The organism is Ferrovum myxofaciens, assembly GCF_013181415.1.
In the GTDB taxonomy this organism is placed as follows: Bacteria; Pseudomonadota; Gammaproteobacteria; order Burkholderiales; family Ferrovaceae; genus Ferrovum; species Ferrovum myxofaciens.
The window spans coordinates 2,240,892-2,266,232 of the sequence record NZ_CP053676.1 but is presented as its reverse complement, the minus strand read 5'-3'; the positions used below and the strand labels follow the sequence as shown (position 1 = coordinate 2,266,232).

The following is a 25,341-nucleotide window of genomic DNA, read 5'->3' as shown; positions in this document are numbered from 1 at the left end:
ATCTCAATGACCCTATGGGGGCGGAGCGAGATTATAAACGGAAAAATTTCCCAGAATGTTACAGGAACTTTCCGATCAGTTCCGCAATGGGACCCTTTTCAGCGGCCACACCATGAGTCGGCTGGCTTTGGGCAATGGCCGTGTCCGGATCTTTCAGGCCATGTCCGGTGAGGGTCGCCACGATCGTCGAACCCGCCTCGATGCGTCCCGCCTTCAAATCCTTGAACAGACCGGCCAGGGAAGTGGCGGAGGAAGGCTCACAGAAAATACCTTCGGTCCGGGCCAGAAGTGCCTGAGCCGCCAGAATTTCCGCATCGGTACATTCGTCGAACCAACCACCGGATTCCTGCACTGCGGCCCAGGCCAGGGACCAGGACATGGGATTGCCGATGCGGATGGCCGTTGCAATGGTTTCCGGATGAGCCACGGGCCCCCCGCGCATGAAGGGCGCAGATCCGGCGGCCTGATAACCCACCATGATGGGTCGACGGGTCGTCAAGGGCACAGGGCCGTGATAGGGACACTGGCCCTGGCAATGGCCGCAGGCGGCCGTCTGCACCCCACTGGCCTCACAATACCCGCTCCAATGTGCGCTGATATTGCCCGCATTGCCCACCGGCAATACATGGTAATCAGGGGCCGTCCCCAGGGCTTCGACGATTTCAAAGGCCACGGTCTTTTGCCCCTGCAAGCGGTACGGATTCACCGAGTTGACCAGGGCGACGGGCATTTCTGCCGAGATTTCCTGTACCAGACGCATGCCATCGTCGAAATTACCCTGGATTTGCAGCACTACAGCCCCATGCATCATGGCCTGCGCCAATTTTCCCAGGGCAATCTTGCCCTCCGGGATGAGCACGAAGGAAGTCATGCCGGCCCGCGCTGCGTAGGCCGCCGCCGCGGCAGAGGTATTCCCCGTGGAGGCGCAGATGATGGCCTGCGACCCGGCTTCCAGAGCCTTGGTTACGGCCAAGGTCATCCCGCGGTCCTTGAAGGACCCGGTGGGATTCAAACCCTCGAACTTCACCAGGATCCTTCCGTCGAAGCCCAAGGTATCCGGCAAACGCTGCAATTCAATGAGCGGAGTGTTGCCCTCGTTGAGAGTCACGATGGGGGTGTGCTCGGAAACCGGCAAACGGTCCCGATAGCGGTGAATCAAACCTTGATAGTGAGCCATGGCAGTTGTCTCAGTCATAAAAAATCAGGAAGAAAGGGTTTCGAGGCGTAAACGCACCACGGGTGCAGCGATACTTTCCAGGCTCTCGATTTCTGCAATGGCGGCATCGATGGCCCGTTCCTGCGCGACATGGGTCAGCATGATCACGTCCACCCGCTCTTCCCCTGCTGCCGGTTCCTTCTGGAGCATGGCTTCGATGGAAATATTCTGCTGCGCCAGGATGCGTGTGACCTCGGCCAATACGCCGGGTCGGTCGGTGGCACGCAGACGCAGATAGTAGGCCGTTTCAATCTCGGCCACCGGCAGCACCACTTCGTTACGCACCTGGTCAGGCTGAAAAGCCAGATGGGGCACCCGATGTCCGGGATCAGAACCGGTCATGCGCGCGATATCCACCAGATCCGCCACCACCGCCGAACCGGTGGGTTCGGCCCCGGCCCCGGCCCCGTAGTAAAGGGTGGAGCCCACGGCATCCCCATGGACCAGTACGGCATTCATGACGCCATCCACGTTGGCAATCAAACGGCGCTCGGGAATCAGGGTCGGATGTACGCGCAACTCGATGCCTCGCGCCGTGCGCTTGGCAATTCCCAACAATTTGATGCGGTAACCCAACTCCTCGGCATAACGGATGTCCTCTGCCGTCAGTTTCGTAATCCCTTCCACATGGGCGCGCTCAAACTGAACAGGAATTCCGAAGGCAATGGCCGCCAGCAAACTCAATTTGTGCGCTGCATCCACTCCTTCCACGTCGAAGGTGGGATCGGCTTCGGCATAACCCAAGGCCTGAGCCTGTTGCAAGGCTTCAGAAAAGCCCATGCCCTGGTCGCGCATCTGGGTCAGGATGAAATTGCTGGTGCCGTTGATGATCCCGGCCAACCACTGGATGCGGTTGGCGGTCAGTCCCTCGCGCAGGGCCTTGATGATGGGAATGCCCCCCGCCACCGCCGCCTCGAACCCCACCATCACCCCATGCTGCAAGGCTGTAGCAAAAATCTCGTTGCCATGCAGGGCAAGCAGTGCCTTGTTCGCGGTCACCACCGGTTTGCCGAGTTCAAGGGCATGCAGAACCAGAGTCTTGGCAGGCTCGTACCCCCCCATGAGCTCAACCACCACGTCCACATCCCCAGCCTCCACCACCTGCAGCGGGTCTGTACTCAATTGAATGCGCCCGCCGGTCTTCAGGGCCGCCCGTTCCAGATCCTGAGGACGCACGGCAGCGCGGGTCACCACGATTTCCCGGCCCGCCCGACGGGCGATTTCTTCACGATTCCGTTCCAGGATCTGCCATGTCCCGCCTCCGACAATCCCCAGACCCAGCAATCCCACTCGAATGGGTGTCATAACAATCCGTCCTTACGAAACATATCCCGAATTCCCCGCATGGCCTGACGGGTACGTGCTTCATTCTCGATCAGGGAAAACCGTACATGACCATCCCCCAACTCTCCAAACCCAACGCCGGGCGACACGGCCGTATGAGCATCCTGAAGCAATTTCTTGGCAAACTCCAGTGATCCCGATTTGCGATAGAACTCGGGAATCTCTGCCCAGACATACATGGTCGCCTTGGGATTGGCTACATTCCAACCGATGTTGTGCAACCCCTGCACCATCACATCGCGCCGGCGCTGATAGGTGGCACGAATGGTTTCCACACAGTCCTGCGGTCCTTCCAGAGCAACGATGGAGGCCACCTGAATGGGGGTGAAGGTGCCATAATCATGATAACTTTTCATGCGCCCCAAGGCCGCCACCAGGTCCCGATTGCCCACCATGAAACCGACCCGCCATCCCGCCATGCTGTAACTTTTGGACAGGGTAAAAAATTCCACGGCCACATCCTTGGCTCCCGGCACCTGCAGGATGGAAGGTGCCTGATAGCCGTCGTACACGATGTCGGCATAGGCCAGATCATGCACCACATAGATGCCGTATTCCTTGGCCAGAGCCACTACCCGTTCGAAGAAAGGCAGGTCCACACACTGGGTCGTGGGATTGCTGGGAAAATTGAGAATCAGCATCTTGGGTCGGGGCCAGGAGCCGCGCAACCCCTCTTCCAGTTCTTCGAAAAAATCCACGCCGGGGATCATGCTGACATGACGGATGTCTGCGCCTGCAATCACAGGTCCATAGATGTGAATGGGGTAACTGGGATTGGGCACCAGCACCATGTCTCCCGTATCCAGAACCGCCAGCATGAGGTGCGCAATCCCTTCCTTGGAACCGATGGTAAAAATGGCTTCGGTTTCCGGGTCCAGTTCCACGCCAAAACGACGCTGATACCAATGACAAATGGCCTTGCGTACCCGCGGAATCCCCTTCGACAAAGAATAGCCATGGGTGTCGTTGCGCTGGGCCGCTTCCACCAGTTTATCCACAATGTGCTGTGGGGTGGGTTGATCCGGATTGCCCATGCCGAAGTCGATGATGTCCTCGCCCCGGCGCCGGGCGGCGGCCTTCAGTTCTCCCGTGATATTGAATACATAGGGAGGCAATCTTTGAATACGAGGAAATTCGGGCATGGTACGTTGCGTGAGTGAGTGAGCAAAAGGTATCATTTTACCCTAACCCATCACTCTGATGAAGCCCTCCTATGAAACTCGTTCACCATCGTGCGGACACACCCCTGACTTTGACCGGTCACGGCCCCGGTTTCGTGCTGATCGATCAGATCAAGTACACTGAAAGTCTGGTGCTCAGCCCGGAACGCTTGCAACCCATCTGGGCTTCCCGCCTTGAACTGTTGGAAGAGCGACATTTTGCCGAACTGCTCGACTTTGACCCCGAACTGGTTCTGTTGGGAAGCGGAGCCCGTTTCCGTTTTCCGGACTGGGGTTTGACCCGTCCCCTGCTGGAACGCGCCATTGGACTGGAAGTCATGGACACGGCAGCGGCCTGCCGCACTTATTCTATCCTGGCCAGCGAAGGGCGACGGGTGGTTGCCGCCCTGATTATCGAACCGGTATCTTAGAATCCGTGGCTTTGCCCGCATAGAAGGTGAGCGGGTTGAGGGGTTTGCCTCCATGGCGGATCTCGAAGTGCCAGGGTTTGTCTTTTTTGCCCTTCACTCCGGTTTCGGCAATTTTCTGTCCCCGCGTCACCACCTGGCCCTGGTGAACCACCACCTTGCCGTTATGGGCATAAACACTAACGTAATCATTGGGATGTTTGAGGATCACCATCAGACCGTAACTGGAAATCCCCTCTCCAACGTAACTGACCACACCGTCCGCCGCCGCCAATACCGGTTGGCTCTGACGAGTGGAAATATCGATGCCCATGCCATTGGGAGTACCCCCTTTCTGATTGAGAGGCCACCCCCAAAGGGTGCCATCCACCGTCACGGAATGCGCCATTTTTTCAGCCGGTCCGGAGGGTTTTACTGCCACGTTTGTGCCCGACTTTTCGGCCGGCGTGGTGGTCACTGGTCCGGTGGAACGGGACTCCTGGATGGGCGCGGGCACTTCGGTGGCGCATCCCCCCAGACCGAAGAGTACCATCACGCCCAGCAGGCCCAGCCCGCGTTGGGCGAAAAACCGGGGATTACAGTTGAACAGGGGCATCACAGACTCCTTGAAAATTTAACTCAGATTGGTCAACAGAGGGACGAAATGTACTGGATCGAGAATGGTTTCGCGCACCTCTCCCTCCCGTTTCTCCACCAGAATCAGATGTTGAGCATGAGTTCCCACCGGCACGATCAACCGCCCGCCAGGAGCCAGTTGTTCCACCAGCGCGGGAGGAATCCGGGGCGCAGCCGCTGCCACGATGATTGCGTCAAACGGTGCAGCCTCCGGTAGCCCCTGAAAACCATCGGTATGTTTGAGACGCAAATTCTGGATCCGCAGGGACCACAAACGGGCACGGGTTTTTTCCAGCAGGGCTCCGATCCGTTCCACCGAATACACCTCGGGAATCAACCGAGCCAGTACCACAGCCTGATACCCACACCCCGTGCCCACTTCCAGTATCTTTTTGGGCAGGGTCCCGGCACAGATCAGTTCCACCATACGGGCCACCATATAGGGCGCAGAAATTGTCTGACCAAAACCGATGGGCAGGGCTGAATCCTCGTAAGCGCGACTGGACAAGGCTTCATCCACGAACAGGTGGCGCGGGACGCCGGCCAAAGCCGCCAGCACGGTTTCATCCCTGATCCCCTGTGCCCGCAAACGTTCCACCATACGCACACGGGTACGCTCCGAGGTCATACCGCTTCCCTGAACCGTCGGAGAACTTCTCACGAAGACACCCATGAGCGCAGCGCATCCATTTGAGGATAGTGGGTCAAATCCACCTGCAACGGGGTAAGAGAAACCCAACCCGCAGCCACCGCATGAAAATCGGTTCCCTCCCCTGCATCGGCCACCGGACCTGCCGGCCCCACCCAATAGATGGTTTCTCCGCGCGGATTGGTGGACTGAATCACCGGCTCTGCCTTATGCCGTCGGCCCAGGCGCGTCACTTTCAGGCCACCCAGAGCTTCATAGGGAAGATCGGGCACATTCACATTGATCAGGGAAGGTCCCACAAAAGGACGGTGCTGCCACCGTCGCACCAGATCAGCGGCCACCCGGGCTGCCGTGGAAAAATACAGAGGTTGACTCCGTTCGGCTTTGGATGCAGTACCCACCCCCTCTGCCCCATAGGCCAGAGAGATGGCCAGGGAGGGAATCCCCAGCAGGTAACCTTCGGTAGCCGCCGCCACGGTTCCGGAATAGAGGGTGTCATCCCCCATGTTGGCCCCATGATTGATGCCGGACACCACCACATCCGGCTCCCATTCCAGCAAGCCGGTCACGGCCATGTGAACGCAATCCGTGGGCGTTCCATTGATCCGGTAAAACCCGTTAGGGGCCCGCCGCACGGTCAAAGGGCGGTCCAGGGTCAGAGAATTGCTGGCCCCACTGCGTTCCACATCGGGTGCCACCACGGTGACTTCCCCCAAAGGAGTCAGGGCCTCCACCAGTGCCGCCAACCCCGCCGAAAAGTACCCATCATCATTGCTTACCAGTATCTTCATGAAATCGACCTTTGACGCAAGGGAGGCAAATCGGTACATACTCCTTCATACAACTCTGCCGCCAACCCCACCGTTTCACCCAGCGTCGGATGGGGATGGATGGTACGCCCCAAATCAGTGGCATCCGCCCCCATTTCCACCGCCAGGGACAATTCACCGATCAGGTCTCCCGCCGCCGTACCCACGATCCCTCCGCCCAATACACGATGAGTGGTTTCGTCAAACAGAATCTTGGTAAAACCTTCCGCCCGTCCATTGGCCAAAGCCCGTCCGCTGGCCCCCCAGGGGAAAACTGCCTTGCCATAGGAAACTCCCTGGGCTTGGGCCGCACTTTCCGTAAGACCGGTCCAGGCCACCTCCGGATCGGTATAGGCCACTGCGGGAATCTGTCGAATATCCAGACCCCGCGGCAAACCTGCCGCCACTTCTGCGGCCACATGCCCTTCATGGGTGGCTTTATGGGCCAGCATGGGTTGCCCCACCACATCCCCAATGGCGAAGACATGGGGTTGAACCGTCCGCTGCTGGCGATCCACCGGGATGAATCCCCCTTCATCCACCTTCACACCCACGGCTTCCAACCCCAGATCATGGCTGTTGGGCCTACGCCCCACCGCCACCAGAAGCGCATCGTAGGGCGTGGCCTCACATTCCTGCCCCTGGGCATCCACCCACTTGACCCACAGAGCATCGGGACGGGCCTCCACGGCAGTCACGCGGGTATCAAGATGCAACTTGCCCAAACGAGGCGCATTATGCTTCTCCCAGACCTTGACCAAATCCCGGTCTGCCCCGCCCATCAATCCTCCAGACATTTCCACCACATCGATCCGGGATCCCAGGGAAGCATAAACCGTGGCCATTTCCAGACCGATGATTCCCCCACCCACCACCAGTAAACGAGCAGGCACCGAAGTCAGGGCCAGTGCTCCGGTGGAATCCAGAACGCGCGGATCCTGGGGCAGAAAAGGCAGGGTTACCGGGGCCGATCCCGTGGCGATGATGGCTTGCTGAAACCGGACCGAACGGAGCACCCCCGCTTCATCCTGCACCTCCAGGGTATGGGGCCGGGTGAAATGTGCCGTGCCGTGCCACACCTCCACCTTGCGCACCTTGGCCAGGCGCACCAACCCACTCGTCAATTTTCCTACCACCTGATCTTTCCAGGCACGCAAAGCATCCAGATCCACTTGCGGAGGCGCAAAGTGAATCCCTTGAGCGCTCAGGGCCAGAGCCGCATCCTTCACCGCCGCCACATGCAAGAGCGCCTTGGAGGGAATGCAACCCACGTTCAGACAGACCCCGCCCAGGGTCGTGGCACGTTCCACCAGCAAGGTTCGCCGCCCCAGGTCCGCACTGCGAAATGCCGCCGCATACCCGCCAGGACCGGCCCCGATCACAACCACCTCAACATCCGTTTCCAGCGCTTGACTCATCATCCGTCACTCTACCCTAAACTAAAATCCGGCGGATGTCCGCCAGGATCTGGCGCAACGCCTCATTGAAACGGGCCGCGCCTGCCCCATCGATAACCCGGTGGTCGTAGGACAGGGACAAAGGCAGCATCCAGCGCCCCGCCACGGTTCCCGCGCACCAAACCGGTTTCTGGAGCGCACGCCCCAATCCCAGAATGGCTACTTCCGGCGCATTGATAATGGGGGTAAAAAACGACCCTCCAATCCCACCCAGACTGGAGACAGAAAACGTTCCGCCCTGCATCTCTTCTGGGGCCAGCCGGCCTTCCCGGGCACGGGCCGCCAATTCTGCCACCTCGCTGGCGATGGAGCGGATTCCCTTGGAGGGCACATCACGAACCACCGGCACCATCAATCCCGAGGCGGTGTCTGCGGCAAAACCCAGGTGGATATACTGCTTCAGTATCAGGGCATCCCCCTGCAGGGATGCGTTGAATTCCGGAAAACCCGGCAATACGGCCGCCAGAGCCTTGAGCACCAGGGTCAGCAGGGTGATCTTGGGAAATTCCGGCCCCGCCTCGCGATTCAAGTCCTGACGGAATTCTTCCAATTCCGTGATGTCCACTTCCTCGTGGTTGGTGACATGGGGAATCATGAGCCAGTTGCGGTGCAGATATCCTCCGGACAACTTTTTGATCCGGCCTAGTGGACGCGTCTCCACCGGGCCATATTTGGTGAAATCCACCATGGGCCAGGCGGGCAGATCCCCCAGGCTCCACCCGCCGCCCTGCGCAGGGGAAGACTGCAACGCAGCCTTGACAAAGCGCTGGATGTCTTCCTGCAGAATTCGTTGGTGGGGACCACTGCCGGCCACCTGCCCCAAATCCACCCCCAGTTCACGCGCGAAACGACGAACCGTCGGACTGGCATGGGCAGTTTGCAATGCCTCCTCCCCAGCGGGCGTCATCCGGGGGACAGAGAGGGGAACTGTGGAAACAGGAGGAGGCGCCACCACCGGCGCACTCACCCACTTCTCCTCCACCGGCAGCGTCACCGGATCAGCGCCAGGAGTTGCCACCGGAACCGGATCAGGAGAAGGGGACTCCGTTGATTCCCCCGGTGCCGCCAGAATGAGAATGGGCGAACCTTCAGAGACCCGCTCCCCCAATTTGACCAATACCCGTTCCACCCTTCCCGCTTCGGGAGCGGGAACTTCCAGGGTCGCCTTGTCCGATTCCAGGGTGATCAGAGGTTGATCCAACTTCAACAGATCTCCTTCCTTGACCAGCAACTCGATGATCGGAACATTCCTGAAATCGCCAATGTCTGGAACTTTAACCTCTTTTCCCATATCCTGTATGTTCCTGAAGTATCTGACCCACGGTGAAAGTCAGGGTTGACTCTGCTAGAGTGACGGGTGAGTGGCAGGATTTTATCACGAGCCCTCGAGGCGCAGAATGGAAAGAAAAAAATGAATGAGAAGTTGTTGAAAGGGGGGGTGATCGTATCCACAGCCCTATTGCTGGCCTTGGGGTTTCATTTCAGAAGTGAACCCATCCCGCCCCCGGTGGCGCCACCCAGTTTCGGCAAGTTGATCCTGCCCGACCTGCAGGGCACCCCCCAGTCTCTCCGGCAATGGCCCCAGCGCTACCGCCTGATCAACTTTTGGGCGCCCTGGTGCACCCCCTGTCGCGCTGAACTGCCCATGCTGATCCGACTGTACCCTCAATGGTCCGCCCGGAACATACAATTCATCGGCATTGCCATGGATACGCGAGAATCGGTGAGTGCCTTCGTCAAGACGCATTCCCTGCCTTATCCAGACCTGATTGGCCAGGACGATACCCTGACCCTGACCAAAAGTCTGGGAAATGCCCAACAAGGGTTGCCCATGACCGTTCTGCTGGATCATCGAGACCAGGTGGTCTGGGTCAAACTGGGCCAACTGGATGAAGCCGAACTCACTCAGGAATTGGCTCGGATCAGCGCTGAAAAGTAATACAGGAGCTCACACCCACCCCTGTTCGGCAAAACTCACCAGTTCAGGCCCTGCCACCAAAAAATGGTCGAGGACCCGAATATCCACCAGTGCCATCGCCCTTTTCAGAACTTCCGTCAGTTGGCGATCAGAGGCACTGGGCTGTGCCATTCCCGAGGGATGGTTGTGAGACAACAGAATGGCTGCTGCATTATGCCGTAAAGCCCCCTTCAGCACCTCCCGCGGATATACGGCAGTCTGGGTCAGGGTACCGCGGAACAGTTCCTCTGCCTGAATCAGTTGATGCTGGGCATCGAGGTACAAAACCCAAAAGGATTCATGAGTCTGCCCCTTGAAGATCAGGCGTAGATAATCTTTGACCACGGCAGGCTGGCCCATGACCTCACCCCGGCGCAATCGCTCCTCCAACCAGCGTCTCAGGACTTCCCGCAAGGCTTGTCCCTTGCGTTGCAACTTTCCATCCATTTCATTGAACAGGGGTTCCAGAGTTTCCTCGCAGGCCCGGTAATTACCACGGGTTCCGAACAAACAAGCCAGCAGTTGGGCATTGGTCCAATGTTGTAGTTGGGTCATGGGCGTCTCCCTGAAAACCCCATTGTGACCGGTCACTTCCTGCGCACCTGCTCAAAAAACACAAACCTGCTCAACTTTAGAAGTCTTGAGACAGAAGGTCCCGCGCTTCCGCCTGGCGTGCCCGATCCGCCTCGATGCTTTGGGGACGAGGTAGGGTATCGATCACTTTTTTCAAACAAATCAGGGCATGGGGTTTGTCTCCTTGCGTCAGAAGAAATTTTCCATAGAAAAAATTGGCATCGATATTGTCCGGGTCCACCTTCAAGGCCTGTTGAAGATATTGACGCGCCTTGTCGTCATCTCCAAAGGAACCAAATTTCGGAACCCTGAAGTAGAGTGCACCGAGCGTAATCAAGCCAGACCCATCCATGGCAGAGGAATCGATGGCCACGGCCTGAAGGAGAACATCCCGAGCTTGCCGAGCCGTTCCCAGGGCGCTGAAAAGGTTTTGATATTTGGCGTGAGTCGCGGTGATGATGCCTTCCCAGACAAGGGGGTCAGCCTGGTGCGGATAGTGCCGGGACAAATCATGGGCCTGACTTTGCAAACGGGCAAAGTAGGCCTCTCGCGCCGGTTCGGGCAAATAATAACTGCCTTGGGTCCAGGCCTGGGTTTCCTGAGCCAAGCCCTCGGCCAGCGTTTCAGCCTGAAGGTCTGTCACCCCGAAAAACCCAAGTAACCCCAGCAGGAAAGCGCCACAAAATCGACCGATCATCGCAGTGTTCATCACGGAAATTTGCCCCATTCTTCGTGCAATCCCGGCACCGGCTTGGTGCGCTCACCCATCAATATTCCCTGCCCGATGCGTCCCAAATCATGAACTCCTTAAGCCAGACAAGGCTTGAAACAGAATGGCACAGATTATGCTTTATAATCTCCAGTATAAAGGGATCGTCCACCCAAACAGAATTCGTTATTGAACATCCCAGGTTTTTTAGTGTCTTTATCTTAGGAATCATAAAATAATAACGTGCACTTTTAAGTTGTGTTCGGTGTAATGGTGTAATTCCATTCGCCATGGAAACTATCACGATCCAAACGAATGGCTGCGAACTCGTCATCGGAAACCTTGATGCCTTTTGGATAGAGATTTGTATCCAGTTGCGCCTGAACCTTCAATCCTTTTCGTGTCGTAGTCGCTGCAATTAAATTAACGATAACCTCGTGACTCACCAATGGCTGCCCACGCCAATTCATGCTTATGTATGAGAACAGGCGATGCTCAATTTTGTTCCATTTGCTTGTCCCTGGTGGGAAATGACTAACCCGAATTGGGATGGCAAGTTCATCGGCAAGTTGTTGTAACTCAAACTTCCATAGCCGAACTCGCGAGCCGTTGCTTCCCCCGCCATCCGCCGTGATCATCAGTTCTTTGGCACTGGGGTAAAGTGCTTTTCCCATGGCAAACCACCAGCGCCGAACAGTAGCAACGGCAAAACTCGCCGTGTCGTGATCAGTACCCACGCTGACCCACGCACTATTGCTACCCAAGTCGTAAACGCCATAGGGATTGGCCTTGCCCAGTTCGCCCACAAAATCATGCACATTGACCTCATCCGGCTGTCCTTGCGGGTGCCATTCCTTTCCACCATTTTTGTACTGACCAACCAGCTCCTTCTTCTTGGTATCAACCGAAATGACGGGCTGCCCGGCATTCAAGGCTGTCTCTATTTTCTTGTTGATAAATTCAAACTGAGCATTTCGATCAGGATGACTGGCTCCCTCCAGTGTCTTGCGATTACCTTGCAGGCTATAACCAAGTTCTTTCAACATGGTGCCTACTGACACATGACTGATCTTGTGACCACAAGCAGCCAATTCACCCGACAACTGCATCAGACTTTTGCATGTCCAGCGCAATGGGGACTCCGGGTCGCCTCGCGTAACCGGCTCAACGAGCCGTTCCAGCGCCTCTTTCACCCCGGCGTCCAGTTCTGTCAACTTCTTGCGCCCAGCTCCTGCGCGCCTGATGCGACGAACTTCACCCGTAATCGTGACTATCCCTTGTTCCAACTCCCGAAGACCTGCCAATATCGAACCTCGTGCAACGCCGGTAGCCTCATGAACGCGCTTGACCCCTCCGTGACCAAGCACCTTGGCTTCCACTGCCGCATACAGCCGCCTCTGATGCTCATCAAGAACGCATTCGAGAGCTTCGTACCGCGCCGTGATTAGTTTGTCTGCCTCCATGCACCAAGTGTAGCAGACAATGCATAAAAGTCCATTTTATTTTTTAACGATTCCTTAGGAGGTATTTATGAAAAACGCTCTTTTATTCGCCGCACTATGCCTGACCGCCTGGTCAGCATCGGCCAAGTTGCCGGATCCCCTGTGGACACCCATGGGTGGGAACTACCAGCAGCAATTTGGCATTCCCAAACCCCGTCCCGCTGTGCCTGAACTGGTATCTCATGCGCTGAACGGTCAGATTACGTCAACACCTGAGCGTTGCGGGCAAAATAGCACCCATGCATGCGCCCGTCCAGCACCTACAGTGACCGCCAGCCATCAGATGTAATTTCACCGACGATGGGGGCCCCGCCAGAAAATTCCGGGACCCCCATCGTCACTTTCCCCCGCTTCAGTGAGGACCCAGTGCTTTCTCCAGTTCGGCTCTGGGCAACGCGCCCGGAACCACTTCGCCATCTGCAAACACCAGGGTAGGCGTTCCACTGATCCGATACTTTTCCCCCAGGTTCTGAACCTCTTCGAGTTGATCCTGACACTCGTGATGGATGGGTTCGATATTTCTTAACTGATAGTCTTCCCAGGCTTTTTCCGGATCTTTGGAACAGGCTATCCAATGGGACCGTTCCGGGGCATCAGGATGCAGCGATGCAATGGGATAAAGGAAAGTGTAAACGGTCACATCGGTAATGCTGCTCAGCTCCTTTTCCAACTTTCGGCAAAAAGGACAATCCGGATCAGAAAACACCGCCACCACCCGTTTCCCGTTCCCCTTGACCCGTTTCAAGGCCAGGTTGAGCGGAAGATCGCCCGGTTTGACCGCCCCCAGAATCTTGAGACGAGCTTCCGTCATGTTATGCAGGTTATGAGCCTCAATCAGATCTCCCGCCACCAGCGTGGTAACCGCCTCATCCACATAGAGAATCTGACGATCATCGGTGTAAAGTTCGTACAGACCCAGGGCATGGGCCGGATGAATCTGCAGCACATGGGGGGCCAGTTTGGGCAATTTCTGTTGCAGATGTTGACGCACCAACGCCTCGTCCGCCTGCGCACCGGCCAACACCGTACCCAGCAAGGCCCCGGACCAGAAACGCCCAAGCCAGTCTTTCCAACGTACCCCGCTTTCCATTTTGACTCCTCGATTCATTGCCTATCGATTGGCATAACGCACCAACTCATCCTTTAACCAGGAACATCCTTCCAACCGATTCATTCCCCAATTCCTGACCCACCCCCATTGACTCCGGGAAGCAGAAAACAGATGGGCCAATCCTCCCGTCAGACCCTGCATCACCGCCACAGGTTCCCGACGAGCCCGTTCATACCGACGCAGGAGGGAACGATCGCCACAATCCGGTCCTGGCCCACGGGCCATCAGCGTATCAGCCAAACAGGCTGCATCCTGCAAACCCAGGTTCAAACCCTGTCCGGCCATGGGGTGTACCCCATGGGCCGCATCCCCCACCAAAGCAAAGCGTGGAGCAATCCAGCGCGCCACATTCATGCGGCGCAATTCGAAATCGGCCGGTACGGAAATTTCTTCCAGGAGACCCAGTTCATACCCCACCTGTTGCTGCAAGGCCTGGGTACGTTGCGCAGGAGACATCGCCAGCAAGGCTTGGGCATGATCGCTCTGGGCAGACCATACCAGGGAAACCCGCTGTCCCGGAAGAGGCAACAGGGCAATCACTTCGCCAGGAACGAACCATTGTCGGGCCACCCCTCCATGTTCCCCACTGATTCGATAGTTGGCCACCACGGCCCTGTGACCATAGGGACTGAAGTATGCAGGAATGCCAAACCGTTCGCGCAAATCCGAATGAAGCCCATCGGCCGCCACCAGAAGTCGGGTTTGCCAGCACTGCCCCTGACTCAGGTGCACTTCCAGACTGCGTTCCTTCTCGTGAACGGCACTGACGGTCACCCCGGTTTCAAGCAATTCGGGCGCCACCTTTTTCTGGTACCGGTGTAAGGCACTGGACATGGCACCTGCCTCCACAATCCAGCCCATAGGGGAAGTTTGTCCATCGTGGGGGGTCAAAGAAAAGCGTCCATCCCGGTCGCCCTGCACTTTCATCCCGAGAATCGGCTGGATGCGCGTCCGATCCATGTCCTGCCAGCCTCCCGCACGACGCAGGAATCCTTCACTGGCCAGACTCATGGCATAAATGCGCTGATCGAATCCCGCCGGCGCAACAAACTCAGGCAAGGGCTGACGATCGATCACCTTCACGCGCACACCCTTCTGATGCAAGACCAACCCCAAAGCCAATCCGGTAATCCCTGCCCCAACGATCATCACTTCCAGCGGTTGAGTTCGTCCTGTCATCCTCTCCTCCCTCCCTGGAACCCGAAGGACATGACGCGGGTCAGAGCCCGGCGCATTCCCGGTAATCCATTCAGCGCCGCCAACCCGATGCCCCGACCCTGGGTCAGGATCGGCCAGTCATTGGAAAACAGGCGTACCAGCGAATGGGTGAATCCGATCCCCCAGCGCCGGTCCCGCTGGCGCAGGGCCACGAACCGTTCCAGTTGAGCGGCACTTCCCCGGCAATCCGGCTCGCCTTCCCCCACCAGACGGATCAACTGGTCGGCGTCCCGCAACCCCATGTTGAGCCCTTGCCCCGCCACCGGATGCATGGTTTGAGCCGCATTGCCAATGGCCACAGCATGGGGACGGATCACGCTATCCAGAACCTTGAGGGTGAGGGGAAACCAACTGCGTCCATGGAGTCGAAGAAAATTGCCTGCCCGCCCCCCGAAAGCCGCCTGCAATTCGTTCAAAAATTTTTCATCAGACCAATCCAGCCTCAATTCAGTCTGTTCCTGGGTTCCCGTCCACACCAGGGTATACCGTTGCCCCAGAGGAAGCAGCGCGATGGGGCCCTCTGGTGTAAATCGTTCGTAGGCCAGGGATCCGACGGATCGATCCGTTTCCAGTTGGGCCACCAGGGCCACCTGGGTATAAGGCTGTTCCCGTGCGGCACCAAATACCTGCGCAGTCAACGCCCGCCCCCCATCGGCCAGCACCGCCAGTGGAGTCCGGGCACGGCACTCTTTGCCCTGTGCCTGCCAAATCACCTCGGTCTCCTGGCCTCCGGGTAACACCGCCTTGACTTCAGCGCCGGTTTCAAGCGACAGGCCGGGAGTCTGGCGCACCTGTTCGTCCATGCACGCCATCAGCGTGTTGTAACGCAGAATGTAACCCAGTGCGGGCATTCCAGCCTCCTGAGCCGTCAGCGTGGTTTGTCCGAAGCGATGACGCTGGGAAATATGGATTTGATCGATGGTCGTCACCTCTGCCCTGGGCCAGGCCCCTAATCCATCGAGCAATTGCCGGCTTCCCTGAGCCAGGGCCAGGGTGCGCCGGTCATCGGCACGCAAGGAGGGACGAGCCTCGAGCAGGCGTACCGGCACCCCGCGCCGGGCCAGACCCAGCGCAGTCGCCGCCCCTACGGGCCCTCCCCCAACAATGATCACCGCCGCCGGGTCTGCGCCATCCATGTCTCGATCTCCTCCACTGTTCTGGGAACGGCATCCGTAATTACTTCATGCCCCTTTTCCCCCACCACCACATCGTCCTCGATACGAATGCCCGTATGGCGAAAAGCAACCGGAATATCCTCCTCTCCCCCCACATAAAGGCCCGGCTCCACCGTCAATACCATACCGGGCAACAGTCGGCGTGGTTTCCCCTCATCGTCCACATAGCGCCCCACATCGTGCACATCCCTTCCCAACCAGTGGCCCGTGCGGTGCATGTAAAAACGCCGGTATTCCCCACTTTCCAGAACACCCTCCACACTTCCCTGACATAAACCCAGGTCGATCAGCCCCTGAACCAACACCTTCAGAGCCGCCTCATGGTAAGCCGATACCCGTTTCCCCGCCTTGATCTGTCCCAATGCGGCCTGCTGGGCGGCCAGCACCACTTCGTAAAGATCCCGTTGAGCCGTACTGAAACGTCCGTTAACCGGAAACGTGCGCGTAATGTCCGCAGCATACCCCTGCCATTCACAGGCCGCATCGATCAACAACAGATCTCCGTCGCGCAGACGGGCCGAGTTGTCCACATAATGGAGGATACAGGCATTCTCTCCGCCCGCGACAATGGAAGGGTAAGCGGGACCCGTGGCTCCCCGGACCCGAAACTCATGCAACAGTTCGGCCTCCACAGCGTATTCGTAGCGCCCCGGACGGGTCGCCTGCATGGCACGTAAATGGGCACGAGCCGATATCTCCGCAGCCCGGCGCATGAATTGTAACTCCCGTGCTTCCTTGACCAGACGCATTTCTCCCAGGCAATCGGACAGATCAATCCACTGACGGGGGGCGCGTACTCCACTTCGCACCTGATTCCGCAGGATCTGCAACCACCCCTGAATCCGCCGATCCCAAGTTTCATCCTGGCCCATCATGGAATACACCGTCTCACACCCTGCCAGCAAGGTAGGTAATAGTTCATCCAACTCGGACAACGCATGGGCAGCATCCATCCCAAACTGCGCGCAGGCCTGTTCCGGACCATAGTGACGCCCCTCCCAGCGTTCCCGTTCAGGATCCCGGGGACGACAAAACAGCAGACTGCGCGGTTTTTTTCCTCCCTGCAGCACCAACACGGCCTCGGGCTCGGGAAATTCCGTCAGATAATGAAAATGGCTGTCCCAACGATAAGGATGATGCGTATCTGCATTCCTTACCCGCTCGGGCGCCGTGGGAAGAATGGCGATGCCCGAACCCAGGGAATCGGCCAAACGGCGACGACGGGCACGCAACAGGGACAAGGAGGTCAAAGGGACAGACATGGATCAGACTCCTTCGAATAATTTTTCAGCACGTTGCCACTCTGCCAGCGTGCCCACATTGATCCAGGGAGAGACGGTCCATTCTCCGCTCACCTGGTGCCGGGACACCGCGTCCCTCAATAAAGCCCCCAGATCGGCATTTTCTCCACGCTCCCGGGAAGTGAAAAAAGAACGCCGGAACAAACCGATGTTGCCATAGGTCCCTGCCCGATCGGTGGGCGGGGTCACCCTGCCCTTGGCATCCAGGGAAAAATCCGGGGGATAGCGCTCATCTTCCACCAACACCAGATGAGCCAGTGGAGGTTGGTCTACGCCTTCCCCCTCCAGCGAATTCCTCCAGCGTTCCAACCGAACCCTGAGCAGTTCATAGGCATAGGTGGTATGAATATCGGCACTGACCACGGCAAATATCGGGTCCGTCAGAAACGGCAGGGCTTGCACCACGCCTCCCGCCGTACCCAATGCCTGATTTTCCCGGGACCAATGCAGCGTAATGCCCCAGCGCTGCCCCTGCGCCAGAAAGGATTCCAGGGGCTCTGCCAACCATGCCCCATTGACCACAATCTCATCGAATCCCGCCCGAACCAACCCCTCGATCTGCCATTCGATCAATGGTTTTCCACGTACCGGCAACAGGGGTTTGGGACGCTGGTCCGTGAATGGACGCAGGCGCTCGCCCCGCCCCGCAGCCAAAATCATGGCTTGGGGCATCAGAAGGTATACCCTGTCCGGGACGGTGTCTGCCACAACCGTTCCAGGAGCGGTACCAGAGGCTGTAACGTTTTGTAGCGCCGGCAGGCCGTCATCAGATACTTCTCCACGCGCGGCATGTCCGCCAGATACCCGGTTTTCCCATCGCGTTGGGCAAGACGTGCAAAAATCCCCAACACCTTCAGGTGCCGTTGCACGCCCATCCATTCAAAATCCTGATAGAACGCTCCAAAATCCTTCCCCACCGGAATCCCCGCAGCCCGTGCCCGTTCCCAATAGCGCACCAACCAATCCAGCACCTGTGCCTCTTCCCAATGGATATAGGCATCCTTGAGCAGAGAAACGGCATCATAGGTCACCGGACCCTGCACGGCATCCTGAAAATCCAGCACCCCTGGATCAGGCGTAGCCACCATCAGGTTGCGACTATGGTAGTCCCGATGCACCCAAACCTGTGCCTGACCTTCGATGGCATCCAGCAATCCCTGAACCACCGCCTCAAAGGTAGCTCGTTCCTGCGTCGTCCAGACGACCCCCAGATGCTTTTGCACATACCACTCTGGAAAGAGATGGATTTCCCGCAGCAACAGGGGACGCTCATAAAGCGGCAGAACCCCGTCCCCACTGGCCAACTGAATGCGCACCAACGCCTCCAGCGCATTGCCGTACAGGGTGTCGGCACTCAGTCCTTGCCCCCCGTCGGTTTGCAACGCACTCAGGTAGGAAGTCTCGCCGAAATCTTCCAGCATCATGAAACCCAGTTTTTCTTCCCAGGCAAAAATGCGCGGCACATGAACCCCCGCCTCGGCAAAAAGACGGGAAACCCGCACGAAGGAATGGCAATCCTCCTTGTCCGGCGGGGCATCCATGAGAATGCGTGAGCCCTCCGGGGTCATGACCCGGTAGTACCGACGAAAACTGGCATCGGAGGAAGCGGGCCGGATTGCCTCGAAAGGCACCGGATAAAACGGGGTCAACCACTGATGAAGGGCTTGTCGTCGCACCAATTATTTTTCCAGGAAATGAAAGCAAGGATTGCCATTTAGGTCAATTTGTGAGATTTTAACAAAGATTTTCAACCTGATAACCCGTTCGATGTCCGCTTCGTCTGCACGTCACTCTCTTTCCGCATGATCCCTGCCCTGTTACTCGCCATGGCCCTGCTTTGGCTTCCCCTGACAGGTCTGGCGTCTTCAGTGTTGGATGACGCAGGAAACACGCCCTCCCCCGCCGACTCCGATGTCAATGACAGAAAGCCTTCCGGCACCGCAGGTTCCTCGAAAAACCAGGGATCCTCTCCCCAGAAAAACGGCGAGCCGGATCCTTCGGTTCCGGTCATCAAACTCAAGACCGCCCCCATTCTGGAGGATAATGCCACAAATCCTGCGCTGGGCGATCAAAATCCGGCCTCGTTTCTGCGTGCGGACAAACTCTCCGGGCAGAAAGACCAATTCATGGATGCCCAGGGGCATGCTGAATTGCGGCGCCAGGGTATAGTCATCGAAGCCGACCATTTGCACTATGATCAACCCACGGACACCGTGGAAGCCACGGGAAACGTCCGTATGATCCGGAATGACACGCTCCTCCTGGAAAGTCCCCATGGCTTTTATCAATTAGGGGGACAGATCGGGGTTATGGACAGCCCTCATTTCTCCTACCGCGATCCCGGTACCCTGCTTTGGAGTCCTCCGCCTGCCAGTTATGTCATCCCCCTGCCCGGCAGCCCCATCCAACGTCCCCCGCTCTGGTTCATGCAGGGCACGGGCAAGGAAATGGACCTGACGGCAGGAGACAAGGAATCCTTGCTGGATACGACGTTCAGCACCTGCAAGGCCAGCACCCCTGACTGGTTCATTCGCACCCCAAGACTGGACCTCGACCATACCTTGCAGGAGGGCGATGCCCACGATGCCACCCTGAATTTCAAAGGGGAACCCCTCCTGTACTCCCCGGATTTGACTTTTCCCCTCGACAATCAGCGGCGCTCGGGTTTGCTGTCTCCGGTCATCGGTTCCTCCAGCACCACCGGTCAGGATATTGCCGTTCCCTATTATCTCAACCTGGCGCCCAATGTCGACGATACCGTCACACCCCGCTTCATGAGTACCCGCGGACTCCAGTTGGGCAACGAAGTGCGTTATCTCGACCCCTCGATGTCAGGCATCCTGAGTGCCGAATATCTGCCCCACGACAGTCAGTTGGGCACGGACCGCTGGTTTACTTCCTGGACCCATAATCAGGTACTGGCCCCGGGACTGACCTTCAATGCCAATGTCCAGAGCGCCTCGGACCCCAATTACATGAACGACCTCAACACCCTGATCGGCCCGCAGGGACTGGTCTATCTGCCGCGCAGTCTGAATCTGTCCTATACGGGTATCCAGAATTGGCAGTTTGGTGTCAATTCCCTCAACTACCAGCCTCTGCTGGGCGGGGTGGCCCAATACCGCATCGACCCTCAACTGTCCGCCCACGGATTCCTGAACGACTGGCATGGACTGAATCTGGACATGGCCTCCCAGTACACCAATTTTGTCAGCCCCGGACCGAACACTTTGGCGGGGACCACCGTGGTCAATGGCATTACCTACAACGGCAACTATCAGTCCATCGTCAGCGGCAGCCGTTTGCATGTCAATCCCACCGTCACGATTCCCTGGCGCAACAATGAAGCCTTTGTGACCTTCAAGACCGGCATGGATTTCACTCAATACAACCTGGGACAATTCAATACTTCTCCCCAAAGCGTGTACAACCGGACCTTGCCCATCACCAGTCTGGATTCCGGTCTGTATCTGGATCGCAATTTCAATTTCGGCGGGAAAGATTATCAGCAGACCCTGGAACCTCGTCTGTATTATGTGTACATTCCCTATCGGAACCAGAATAACCTCCCTATTTTCGACACCGGGTTGTCCGATTTCAATGCCTCCACCATTTTTACGGAAAACCAGTTTGACGGAATCGATCGTATCAACAATGCCAACCAGCTCACCGCCGCCGTGACGAGCCGCCTGCTCAATCCGGCCACCGGCGGAGAAATGGTGCGTGCCCTGCTGGGCGAACGTTTCTATTTCACCCAGAACCAGGTCCTGCTCCCCGGCGAACTCCCCCCGGTTTCCAGTGCTTCGGACATCATCGCCGCATTCACGGCGGCCATTACGGAACGCTGGAATTTTGACAGTTACTTCAACTTTGGGGCCCAGTCGCACCGGACCCAACAAATGGCTACCTCCATTGCATACACCCCGGCGGCAGGCAAGGTTTTCAACCTTGGCTACCGTATCGACACCCCTTTGCAGGGAATGCCCACCACGGTCATCAACTATCTGGGGCAAACCACCACCTACATTCCCGGCGTAACGGGTCCGATTCCCATCAATGATCTGACCTCGGTGAAACAATGGGATATTTCAGGACAGTGGCCGATTACCAGTCGCCTGTCTTTCCTCGGACGCCTGGCTTACTCCTCCCTGGATAATCAGGTACTGGAAGCCCTGACGGGGGTCGAGTATAATGCGGGATGCTGGGCCTTACGGGTGATTTCCTCGCGCTTTCCCGTCAGTCCCATTCAAACAGATACCGCTTTTTATGTCCAGCTCGAGTTGGGCCCCTTGGGGCTAGGTCCTAATCCTTTGGATACCCTGCGCTACAATATTCCCGGCTACACCAAAACCAACGAGATATCCCCCCAATGATGTATCGCCTTTGTGCCCTATTGATGTTGTTGCTCTCCTGTCGCCTTGTCCTTGCAGAGACCTCCGTGCCGGCCTCTGCAGCGACACCTGTCACAGCAACCCCGGCAGCCGCCCCCCTGACGCCCCCGCCTGCGGACAAACCGGATGTTTCCGACACCCCCACCGACGAGGAGACCCATCATCCGGTGGTGGATCGAATCGTGGCTGTCGTCAATACCCACATCATCACCCAGTCGGAACTGGATGAACGCACGGCCATGATTACCTCCCAACTGCGTCGCCAGGGGGTCCAACTACCGGACCAGGCCATTCTGGTCCACCAGATCCTGGAAAAAATGATCATGGATGAAGTCCAACTCCAGTATGCCTACGATGCGGGCATCAAGGTCGACGATACCCAACTGGATCAAGCCATGGCCCGTCTGGCCGAACAGAATAAACTGACCCTTTCCGGTTTCAAGGAAGAGGTGGAAAAGGAAGGCTTGACCTGGACCAAATTTCGTGAAGAGATTCGCAATGAAATCATTCTTTCCCAGGTCCGCGAACGGGAAGTGGAAAATCGCATCTTCGTGTCCGACAACGAGGTCAATGAAGAATTGGCAAAGGAAAAAAACCAGGGGAATTCAACCCCGGATGAGTATGATCTCGCGCATATTTTAGTCACCGTCCCCGAAAATTCCCCACCTTCCGTCATCAAGGAACGGCAGAAAAAGATTCAGGAAGCCATGAACCAACTGGATAAGGGGATGCCTTTCTCCCAGGCCGCAGCGGCTTATTCCGAATCTCCCGATGCCTTGACCGGCGGCGACCTGGGCTGGCGTCCCAGTACCCGTCTGCCCTCCCTCTTCGTGGAAGCCGCCAGCAAGTTGAAACCGGGCGAACACAGTGAAATTTTACGCAGCCCCAACGGGTTTCACATCATTCAGGTGATCAATCGGCGAACGCCCAATGCCATTGCCAACGTCAATCAGTATCACGTCCGCCAGATTTTGGTCAGAATCACCCCGGAAACCAATCCCAAGGATGCTCAGGCCAAGATCGTGGGGCTCTCCGGACGGATTCAGGGGGGTGAAGACTTCGCCAAGTTGGCGACTCTCAATTCGGAAGATGAAAGTCGCAATCGCGGGGGAGACCTTGGCTGGATCTCGGAGGGCTCCACCCTGCCGCAGTTTGAAAAGGTCATCAAGACCCTCAAACCCGGAGAGGTCAGCCAACCCTTTGAAACTCCCATGGGATGGCACCTCGTTCAGTTGATCGAGGTACGTCAGGCCAGCGATTCGGAGGACGGCAAAAAAATGGCTGCACGCCAGGGACTGCGTGCCCGAAAAGCCGATGAAGCCTACGAAGAATGGGTCCGCCAACTGCGCGATCAAGCCTTTGTAGACATTCGCCTCGATGACCACTGATCCTCTTCCCATAGGAATTTCCGCAGGGGAACCGGCAGGCATCGGTCCGGACCTCTGCCTGCAACTGGCGCACCAGTTCCCTGACGCCCCTCTGGTCATCGCAGCCGATGCCACCCTGATGCGCGCCCGCGCCCGCCTGCTGGGCCTGCCCTACCCCTTTCTCGAGGTCGACCCTTGGGAGGGAACCCTTCCCCGCCCCCGGCGCCCGCTGCTCTGGCATCACCCCCTGGCGGTACCCGCCCGTGCGGGACACCTGGAGCCGCGCAACAGCCGCGCAGTTCTGAATGCCCTGGACAGCCTGACGGATGCCTGTCAGGCGGGACACCTGGCTGCACTGGTCACTGCTCCCCTGCAAAAAAGCGTCATCGTCGAAGCGGGAATTCCCTTCACCGGACATACGGAATATCTGGCCGCCCGACTCGGGGTGTCCCATGTGGTCATGATGCTGGTGGGGGGAGGACTGCGGGTGGCCCTGGCCACCACCCATCTCCCGCTCAGTCAGGTTCCCTCGGCCATCACCCAGGAAGTTTTGGATAAAACCCTCACCCTTCTCCACCACGAGTTGAAGTTTCGTTTTGGCTGCCCTTCTCCCCGTATTCTGGTGGCCGGACTAAACCCCCATGCAGGAGAAAACGGTCATCTGGGACAGGAGGAAATCACCGTCATCAGCCCCGCCATCGCGCGCGCCCAAGCCGCAGGCATTGATGCCCAGGGTCCTTTTCCCGCCGATACCCTGTTCCTTCCGGAGCGCCTGGAAGGCAGCGATGCCGTCCTGGTCATGTACCATGATCAGGGGCTTCCCGTTCTCAAACGGGCCAGCTTCGGATCCGGAGTGAATATCACATTGGGATTACCTATCCTGCGCACCTCTGTGGATCACGGCACTGCTCTGGACCGGGCGGGCACGGGAAATCTGGACCCAGGCAGCCTTCAGGCCGCCCTGGCCCTGGCCCGATCCCTGGCTCAGGGTACCCCATGAACCCCTCCACGCACCGCGCCCGCAAACGGTTTGGTCAACATTTTCTGACGGATGAAGGGATCATCGAAGGCATCTTGCGCCTTCTGGCTCCCGCACCCACGGATAAAATCATCGAGATCGGCCCGGGCCTGGGAGCGCTGACCCTCCCGCTGCTGGAACGGGGGATGACTCTGACGCTCATCGAACTGGATCGGGATCTGGTGGAACGCTGGCGCCGTCACCCGGCCCAGGATCGCTTGACTGTGGTTCCCCAGGACGTCCTGACGGTGGATTTTGCCCAGTTCGGCAACGCCTGGCGACTGCTGGGTAACCTGCCCTACAACATTTCCACTCCGCTCCTCTTTCATCTGATACCCCATGCCGCCGCCCTGAAAGATGCCCTGTTCATGCTCCAGAAGGAGGTGGTGGATCGTCTCGTGGCCGCGCCTGACACTTCGGATTACGGACGTCTCTCGGTCATGCTGCAGTATCACTTCCATATGGAAGCCCTACTCGAGGTCCCGCCCCAGGCTTTTACGCCGCCCCCCAAGGTGGACTCTGCCATGGTGCGGCTCATTCCCAAGTTGCCCCACGAACGTCCCGAGTGTAACCCCGTCGCCCTGTCCCGGGTCGTTGCTCAGGCGTTTTCGCAACGCCGCAAGATGCTGCGCAGCACCTTGAAAGGAACCCTCCCGGCAGATGCCTGGGACGCGCTGGGCATCGATCCCCAACGCCGTGCCGAAACCCTCAGCCTGGAAGAGTTCTGCCAACTCTCGAAGGTGTTCAACGCCCCCCGGGATTTTCCAGAAAATTCCTGAGCATGTCGTAACCAAACTCGGTGAGAATGGATTCGGGGTGGTATTGCACCCCCTCCATGGCAAATTCGCGGTGACGCATGCCCATGATTTCTCCATCTTCCGTCCAGGCCGTGATTTCAAAACAGTCAGGCAACGTGTCCCGACGCACCGCCAGAGAATGGTATCGGGTGGCCTGAAAGGGATTGGGAAGAGAACGAAACAGACCCTGCCCTTCATGAAACACAGGGGACACCTTGCCATGCATGAGGGTCTTGGCCCGCACCACCTCGCCACCAAAGGCAAATCCCATGGCCTGATGCCCCAGACAGACGCCCAACAGGGGAATCCTGCCCGCAAAATGCTGGATCACCGGCACAGAGATCCCGGCTTCCCGGGGACTGCAAGGACCCGGAGAAACAACCAGATAGTCCGGGGCCAGGCGCTCGATTTCGGTCAGGGTGATCTGGTCGTTGCGAAATACTTCCACCTGTTGACCCAGGACCCCGAAATACTGGACCAGGTTATAGGTAAAAGAATCATAATTGTCGATCATCAGCAACATATTTTCATACCATTTTGATGG

At 57.7% G+C, this 25,341-nt stretch carries 25 protein-coding genes; 7 read left to right on the top strand and 18 right to left on the bottom strand.

Annotation, left to right across the window (positions count from 1 at the left end):
* Positions 1–58 precede the first annotated feature (58 nt).
* From thrC to alaC, 3 genes are read right to left on the bottom strand one after another with little or no spacing between them, the layout of a single operon-like run.
* Positions 59–1,177 (bottom strand): threonine synthase, encoded by a 1,119-nt coding sequence (gene thrC / locus HO274_RS11190; protein WP_337954678.1) that lies wholly within the window; start codon positions 1,175–1,177, stop codon positions 59–61.
* Between the two features lie 24 nt (positions 1,178–1,201).
* Positions 1,202–2,521, bottom strand: a complete 1,320-nt coding sequence (locus tag HO274_RS11185; RefSeq protein ID WP_031598305.1) for a homoserine dehydrogenase — start codon at positions 2,519–2,521, stop codon at positions 1,202–1,204.
* Positions 2,518–3,702, bottom strand: a complete 1,185-nt coding sequence (alaC, locus tag HO274_RS11180; RefSeq protein ID WP_031598303.1) for an alanine transaminase — start codon at positions 3,700–3,702, stop codon at positions 2,518–2,520. Before alaC ends, HO274_RS11185 begins: the two co-directional genes overlap by 4 nt.
* A gap of 71 nt (positions 3,703–3,773) precedes the next feature.
* On the opposite strand from alaC, the gene HO274_RS11175 reads away from it, so the two are divergent.
* Positions 3,774–4,151, top strand: coding sequence for an Mth938-like domain-containing protein (locus tag HO274_RS11175; RefSeq protein ID WP_031598302.1), 378 nt, complete (start codon positions 3,774–3,776; stop codon positions 4,149–4,151).
* On the opposite strand, the gene HO274_RS11170 is transcribed toward HO274_RS11175, so the two are convergent.
* The 5 genes from HO274_RS11170 to HO274_RS11150 are packed head-to-tail and all read right to left on the bottom strand — an operon-like array spanning position 4,132 to position 8,969.
* Positions 4,132–4,743 carry a murein hydrolase activator EnvC family protein gene (locus HO274_RS11170; RefSeq protein WP_273119695.1) on the bottom strand — a complete coding sequence of 204 codons (612 nt, stop codon included), beginning with the start codon at positions 4,741–4,743 and terminating at the stop codon, positions 4,132–4,134. The two genes, HO274_RS11175 and HO274_RS11170, sit on opposite strands and share 20 nt — an antisense overlap.
* Before the next feature lie 18 nt (positions 4,744–4,761).
* A complete protein-coding gene (locus HO274_RS11165; RefSeq protein ID WP_031598298.1) occupies positions 4,762–5,391 on the bottom strand; it encodes a protein-L-isoaspartate(D-aspartate) O-methyltransferase in 630 nt (209 codons plus the stop codon).
* 29 nt (positions 5,392–5,420) lie between these two features.
* Positions 5,421–6,203 carry a 5'/3'-nucleotidase SurE gene (gene surE, locus HO274_RS11160; protein ID WP_273119693.1) on the bottom strand — a complete coding sequence of 261 codons (783 nt, stop codon included), beginning with the start codon at positions 6,201–6,203 and terminating at the stop codon, positions 5,421–5,423.
* On the bottom strand, positions 6,200–7,642 hold the full coding sequence (lpdA, locus tag HO274_RS11155; protein ID WP_420537365.1) for a dihydrolipoyl dehydrogenase: 1,443 nt from the start codon (positions 7,640–7,642) through the stop codon (positions 6,200–6,202). The genes surE and lpdA overlap by 4 nt, the downstream gene beginning before the upstream one ends.
* Before the next feature lie 13 nt (positions 7,643–7,655).
* Positions 7,656–8,969, bottom strand: a complete 1,314-nt coding sequence (locus tag HO274_RS11150) for a 2-oxo acid dehydrogenase subunit E2 (protein ID WP_273119691.1) — start codon at positions 8,967–8,969, stop codon at positions 7,656–7,658.
* A 120-nt stretch (positions 8,970–9,089) separates the two neighbouring features.
* Here HO274_RS11150 and HO274_RS11145 point away from each other — a divergent pair, with 120 nt between their 5' ends.
* Positions 9,090–9,617 (top strand): TlpA family protein disulfide reductase, encoded by a 528-nt coding sequence (locus HO274_RS11145; RefSeq protein ID WP_051862575.1) that lies wholly within the window; start codon positions 9,090–9,092, stop codon positions 9,615–9,617.
* Between the two features lie 9 nt (positions 9,618–9,626).
* Here HO274_RS11145 and radC read toward each other — a convergent pair whose 3' ends face one another.
* From radC to HO274_RS11130, 3 genes are all read right to left on the bottom strand, one after another.
* Positions 9,627–10,190 carry a RadC family protein gene (gene radC / locus HO274_RS11140; RefSeq protein ID WP_051862574.1) on the bottom strand — a complete coding sequence of 188 codons (564 nt, stop codon included), beginning with the start codon at positions 10,188–10,190 and terminating at the stop codon, positions 9,627–9,629.
* 76 nt (positions 10,191–10,266) lie between these two features.
* The gene (locus tag HO274_RS11135; RefSeq protein ID WP_273119687.1) at positions 10,267–10,935 is read right to left on the bottom strand and encodes a tetratricopeptide repeat protein; all 669 of its coding nucleotides are present in this window, start codon (positions 10,933–10,935) and stop codon (positions 10,267–10,269) included.
* Positions 10,936–11,168: 233 nt separating this feature from the next.
* Positions 11,169–12,380: an ISAzo13 family transposase gene (locus tag HO274_RS11130; protein WP_273118831.1), complete on the bottom strand. Its 1,212-nt coding sequence runs from the start codon at positions 12,378–12,380 to the stop codon at positions 11,169–11,171.
* Between the two features lie 67 nt (positions 12,381–12,447).
* Here HO274_RS11130 and HO274_RS11125 point away from each other — a divergent pair, with 67 nt between their 5' ends.
* A complete protein-coding gene (locus tag HO274_RS11125) occupies positions 12,448–12,708 on the top strand; it encodes a hypothetical protein (RefSeq protein WP_273119686.1) in 261 nt (86 codons plus the stop codon).
* A 63-nt stretch (positions 12,709–12,771) separates the two neighbouring features.
* Here HO274_RS11125 and HO274_RS11120 read toward each other — a convergent pair whose 3' ends face one another.
* From HO274_RS11120 to HO274_RS11095, 6 genes are read right to left on the bottom strand one after another with little or no spacing between them, the layout of a single operon-like run.
* Complete coding sequence (locus tag HO274_RS11120; RefSeq protein ID WP_273119685.1) at positions 12,772–13,509, bottom strand: DsbC family protein; 738 nt, start codon at positions 13,507–13,509, stop codon at positions 12,772–12,774.
* Between the two features lie 21 nt (positions 13,510–13,530).
* Positions 13,531–14,709 carry an FAD-dependent monooxygenase gene (locus HO274_RS11115; RefSeq protein WP_031598046.1) on the bottom strand — a complete coding sequence of 393 codons (1,179 nt, stop codon included), beginning with the start codon at positions 14,707–14,709 and terminating at the stop codon, positions 13,531–13,533.
* Positions 14,706–15,884 carry an FAD-dependent monooxygenase gene (locus HO274_RS11110; protein WP_031598044.1) on the bottom strand — a complete coding sequence of 393 codons (1,179 nt, stop codon included), beginning with the start codon at positions 15,882–15,884 and terminating at the stop codon, positions 14,706–14,708. Before HO274_RS11110 ends, HO274_RS11115 begins: the two co-directional genes overlap by 4 nt.
* Positions 15,857–17,185, bottom strand: coding sequence for a Xaa-Pro aminopeptidase (pepP, locus tag HO274_RS11105; protein WP_273119682.1), 1,329 nt, complete (start codon positions 17,183–17,185; stop codon positions 15,857–15,859). The genes HO274_RS11110 and pepP overlap by 28 nt, the downstream gene beginning before the upstream one ends.
* Before the next feature lie 3 nt (positions 17,186–17,188).
* A complete protein-coding gene (locus tag HO274_RS11100) occupies positions 17,189–17,896 on the bottom strand; it encodes a nucleotidyltransferase family protein (RefSeq protein ID WP_273119679.1) in 708 nt (235 codons plus the stop codon).
* The gene (locus tag HO274_RS11095; protein WP_200874370.1) at positions 17,896–18,900 is read right to left on the bottom strand and encodes an aminoglycoside phosphotransferase family protein; all 1,005 of its coding nucleotides are present in this window, start codon (positions 18,898–18,900) and stop codon (positions 17,896–17,898) included. The genes HO274_RS11100 and HO274_RS11095 overlap by 1 nt, the downstream gene beginning before the upstream one ends.
* 126 nt (positions 18,901–19,026) lie before the next feature.
* Here HO274_RS11095 and HO274_RS11090 point away from each other — a divergent pair, with 126 nt between their 5' ends.
* From HO274_RS11090 to rsmA, 4 genes are read left to right on the top strand one after another with little or no spacing between them, the layout of a single operon-like run.
* Positions 19,027–21,597: an LPS-assembly protein LptD gene (locus HO274_RS11090; protein ID WP_273119676.1), complete on the top strand. Its 2,571-nt coding sequence runs from the start codon at positions 19,027–19,029 to the stop codon at positions 21,595–21,597.
* Positions 21,594–23,003, top strand: coding sequence for a peptidylprolyl isomerase (locus HO274_RS11085; RefSeq protein ID WP_082783422.1), 1,410 nt, complete (start codon positions 21,594–21,596; stop codon positions 23,001–23,003). The genes HO274_RS11090 and HO274_RS11085 overlap by 4 nt, the downstream gene beginning before the upstream one ends.
* The gene (gene pdxA, locus HO274_RS11080; protein WP_273119674.1) at positions 22,993–23,982 is read left to right on the top strand and encodes a 4-hydroxythreonine-4-phosphate dehydrogenase PdxA; all 990 of its coding nucleotides are present in this window, start codon (positions 22,993–22,995) and stop codon (positions 23,980–23,982) included. Before HO274_RS11085 ends, pdxA begins: the two co-directional genes overlap by 11 nt.
* Positions 23,979–24,779 carry a 16S rRNA (adenine(1518)-N(6)/adenine(1519)-N(6))-dimethyltransferase RsmA gene (gene rsmA / locus HO274_RS11075; protein ID WP_051862509.1) on the top strand — a complete coding sequence of 267 codons (801 nt, stop codon included), beginning with the start codon at positions 23,979–23,981 and terminating at the stop codon, positions 24,777–24,779. Before pdxA ends, rsmA begins: the two co-directional genes overlap by 4 nt.
* On the opposite strand, the gene HO274_RS11070 is transcribed toward rsmA, so the two are convergent.
* Positions 24,745–25,320 carry an anthranilate synthase component II gene (locus tag HO274_RS11070; protein WP_031598033.1) on the bottom strand — a complete coding sequence of 192 codons (576 nt, stop codon included), beginning with the start codon at positions 25,318–25,320 and terminating at the stop codon, positions 24,745–24,747. The genes rsmA and HO274_RS11070 overlap by 35 nt on opposite strands.
* Between the last annotated feature and the right edge of the window lie 21 nt (positions 25,321–25,341).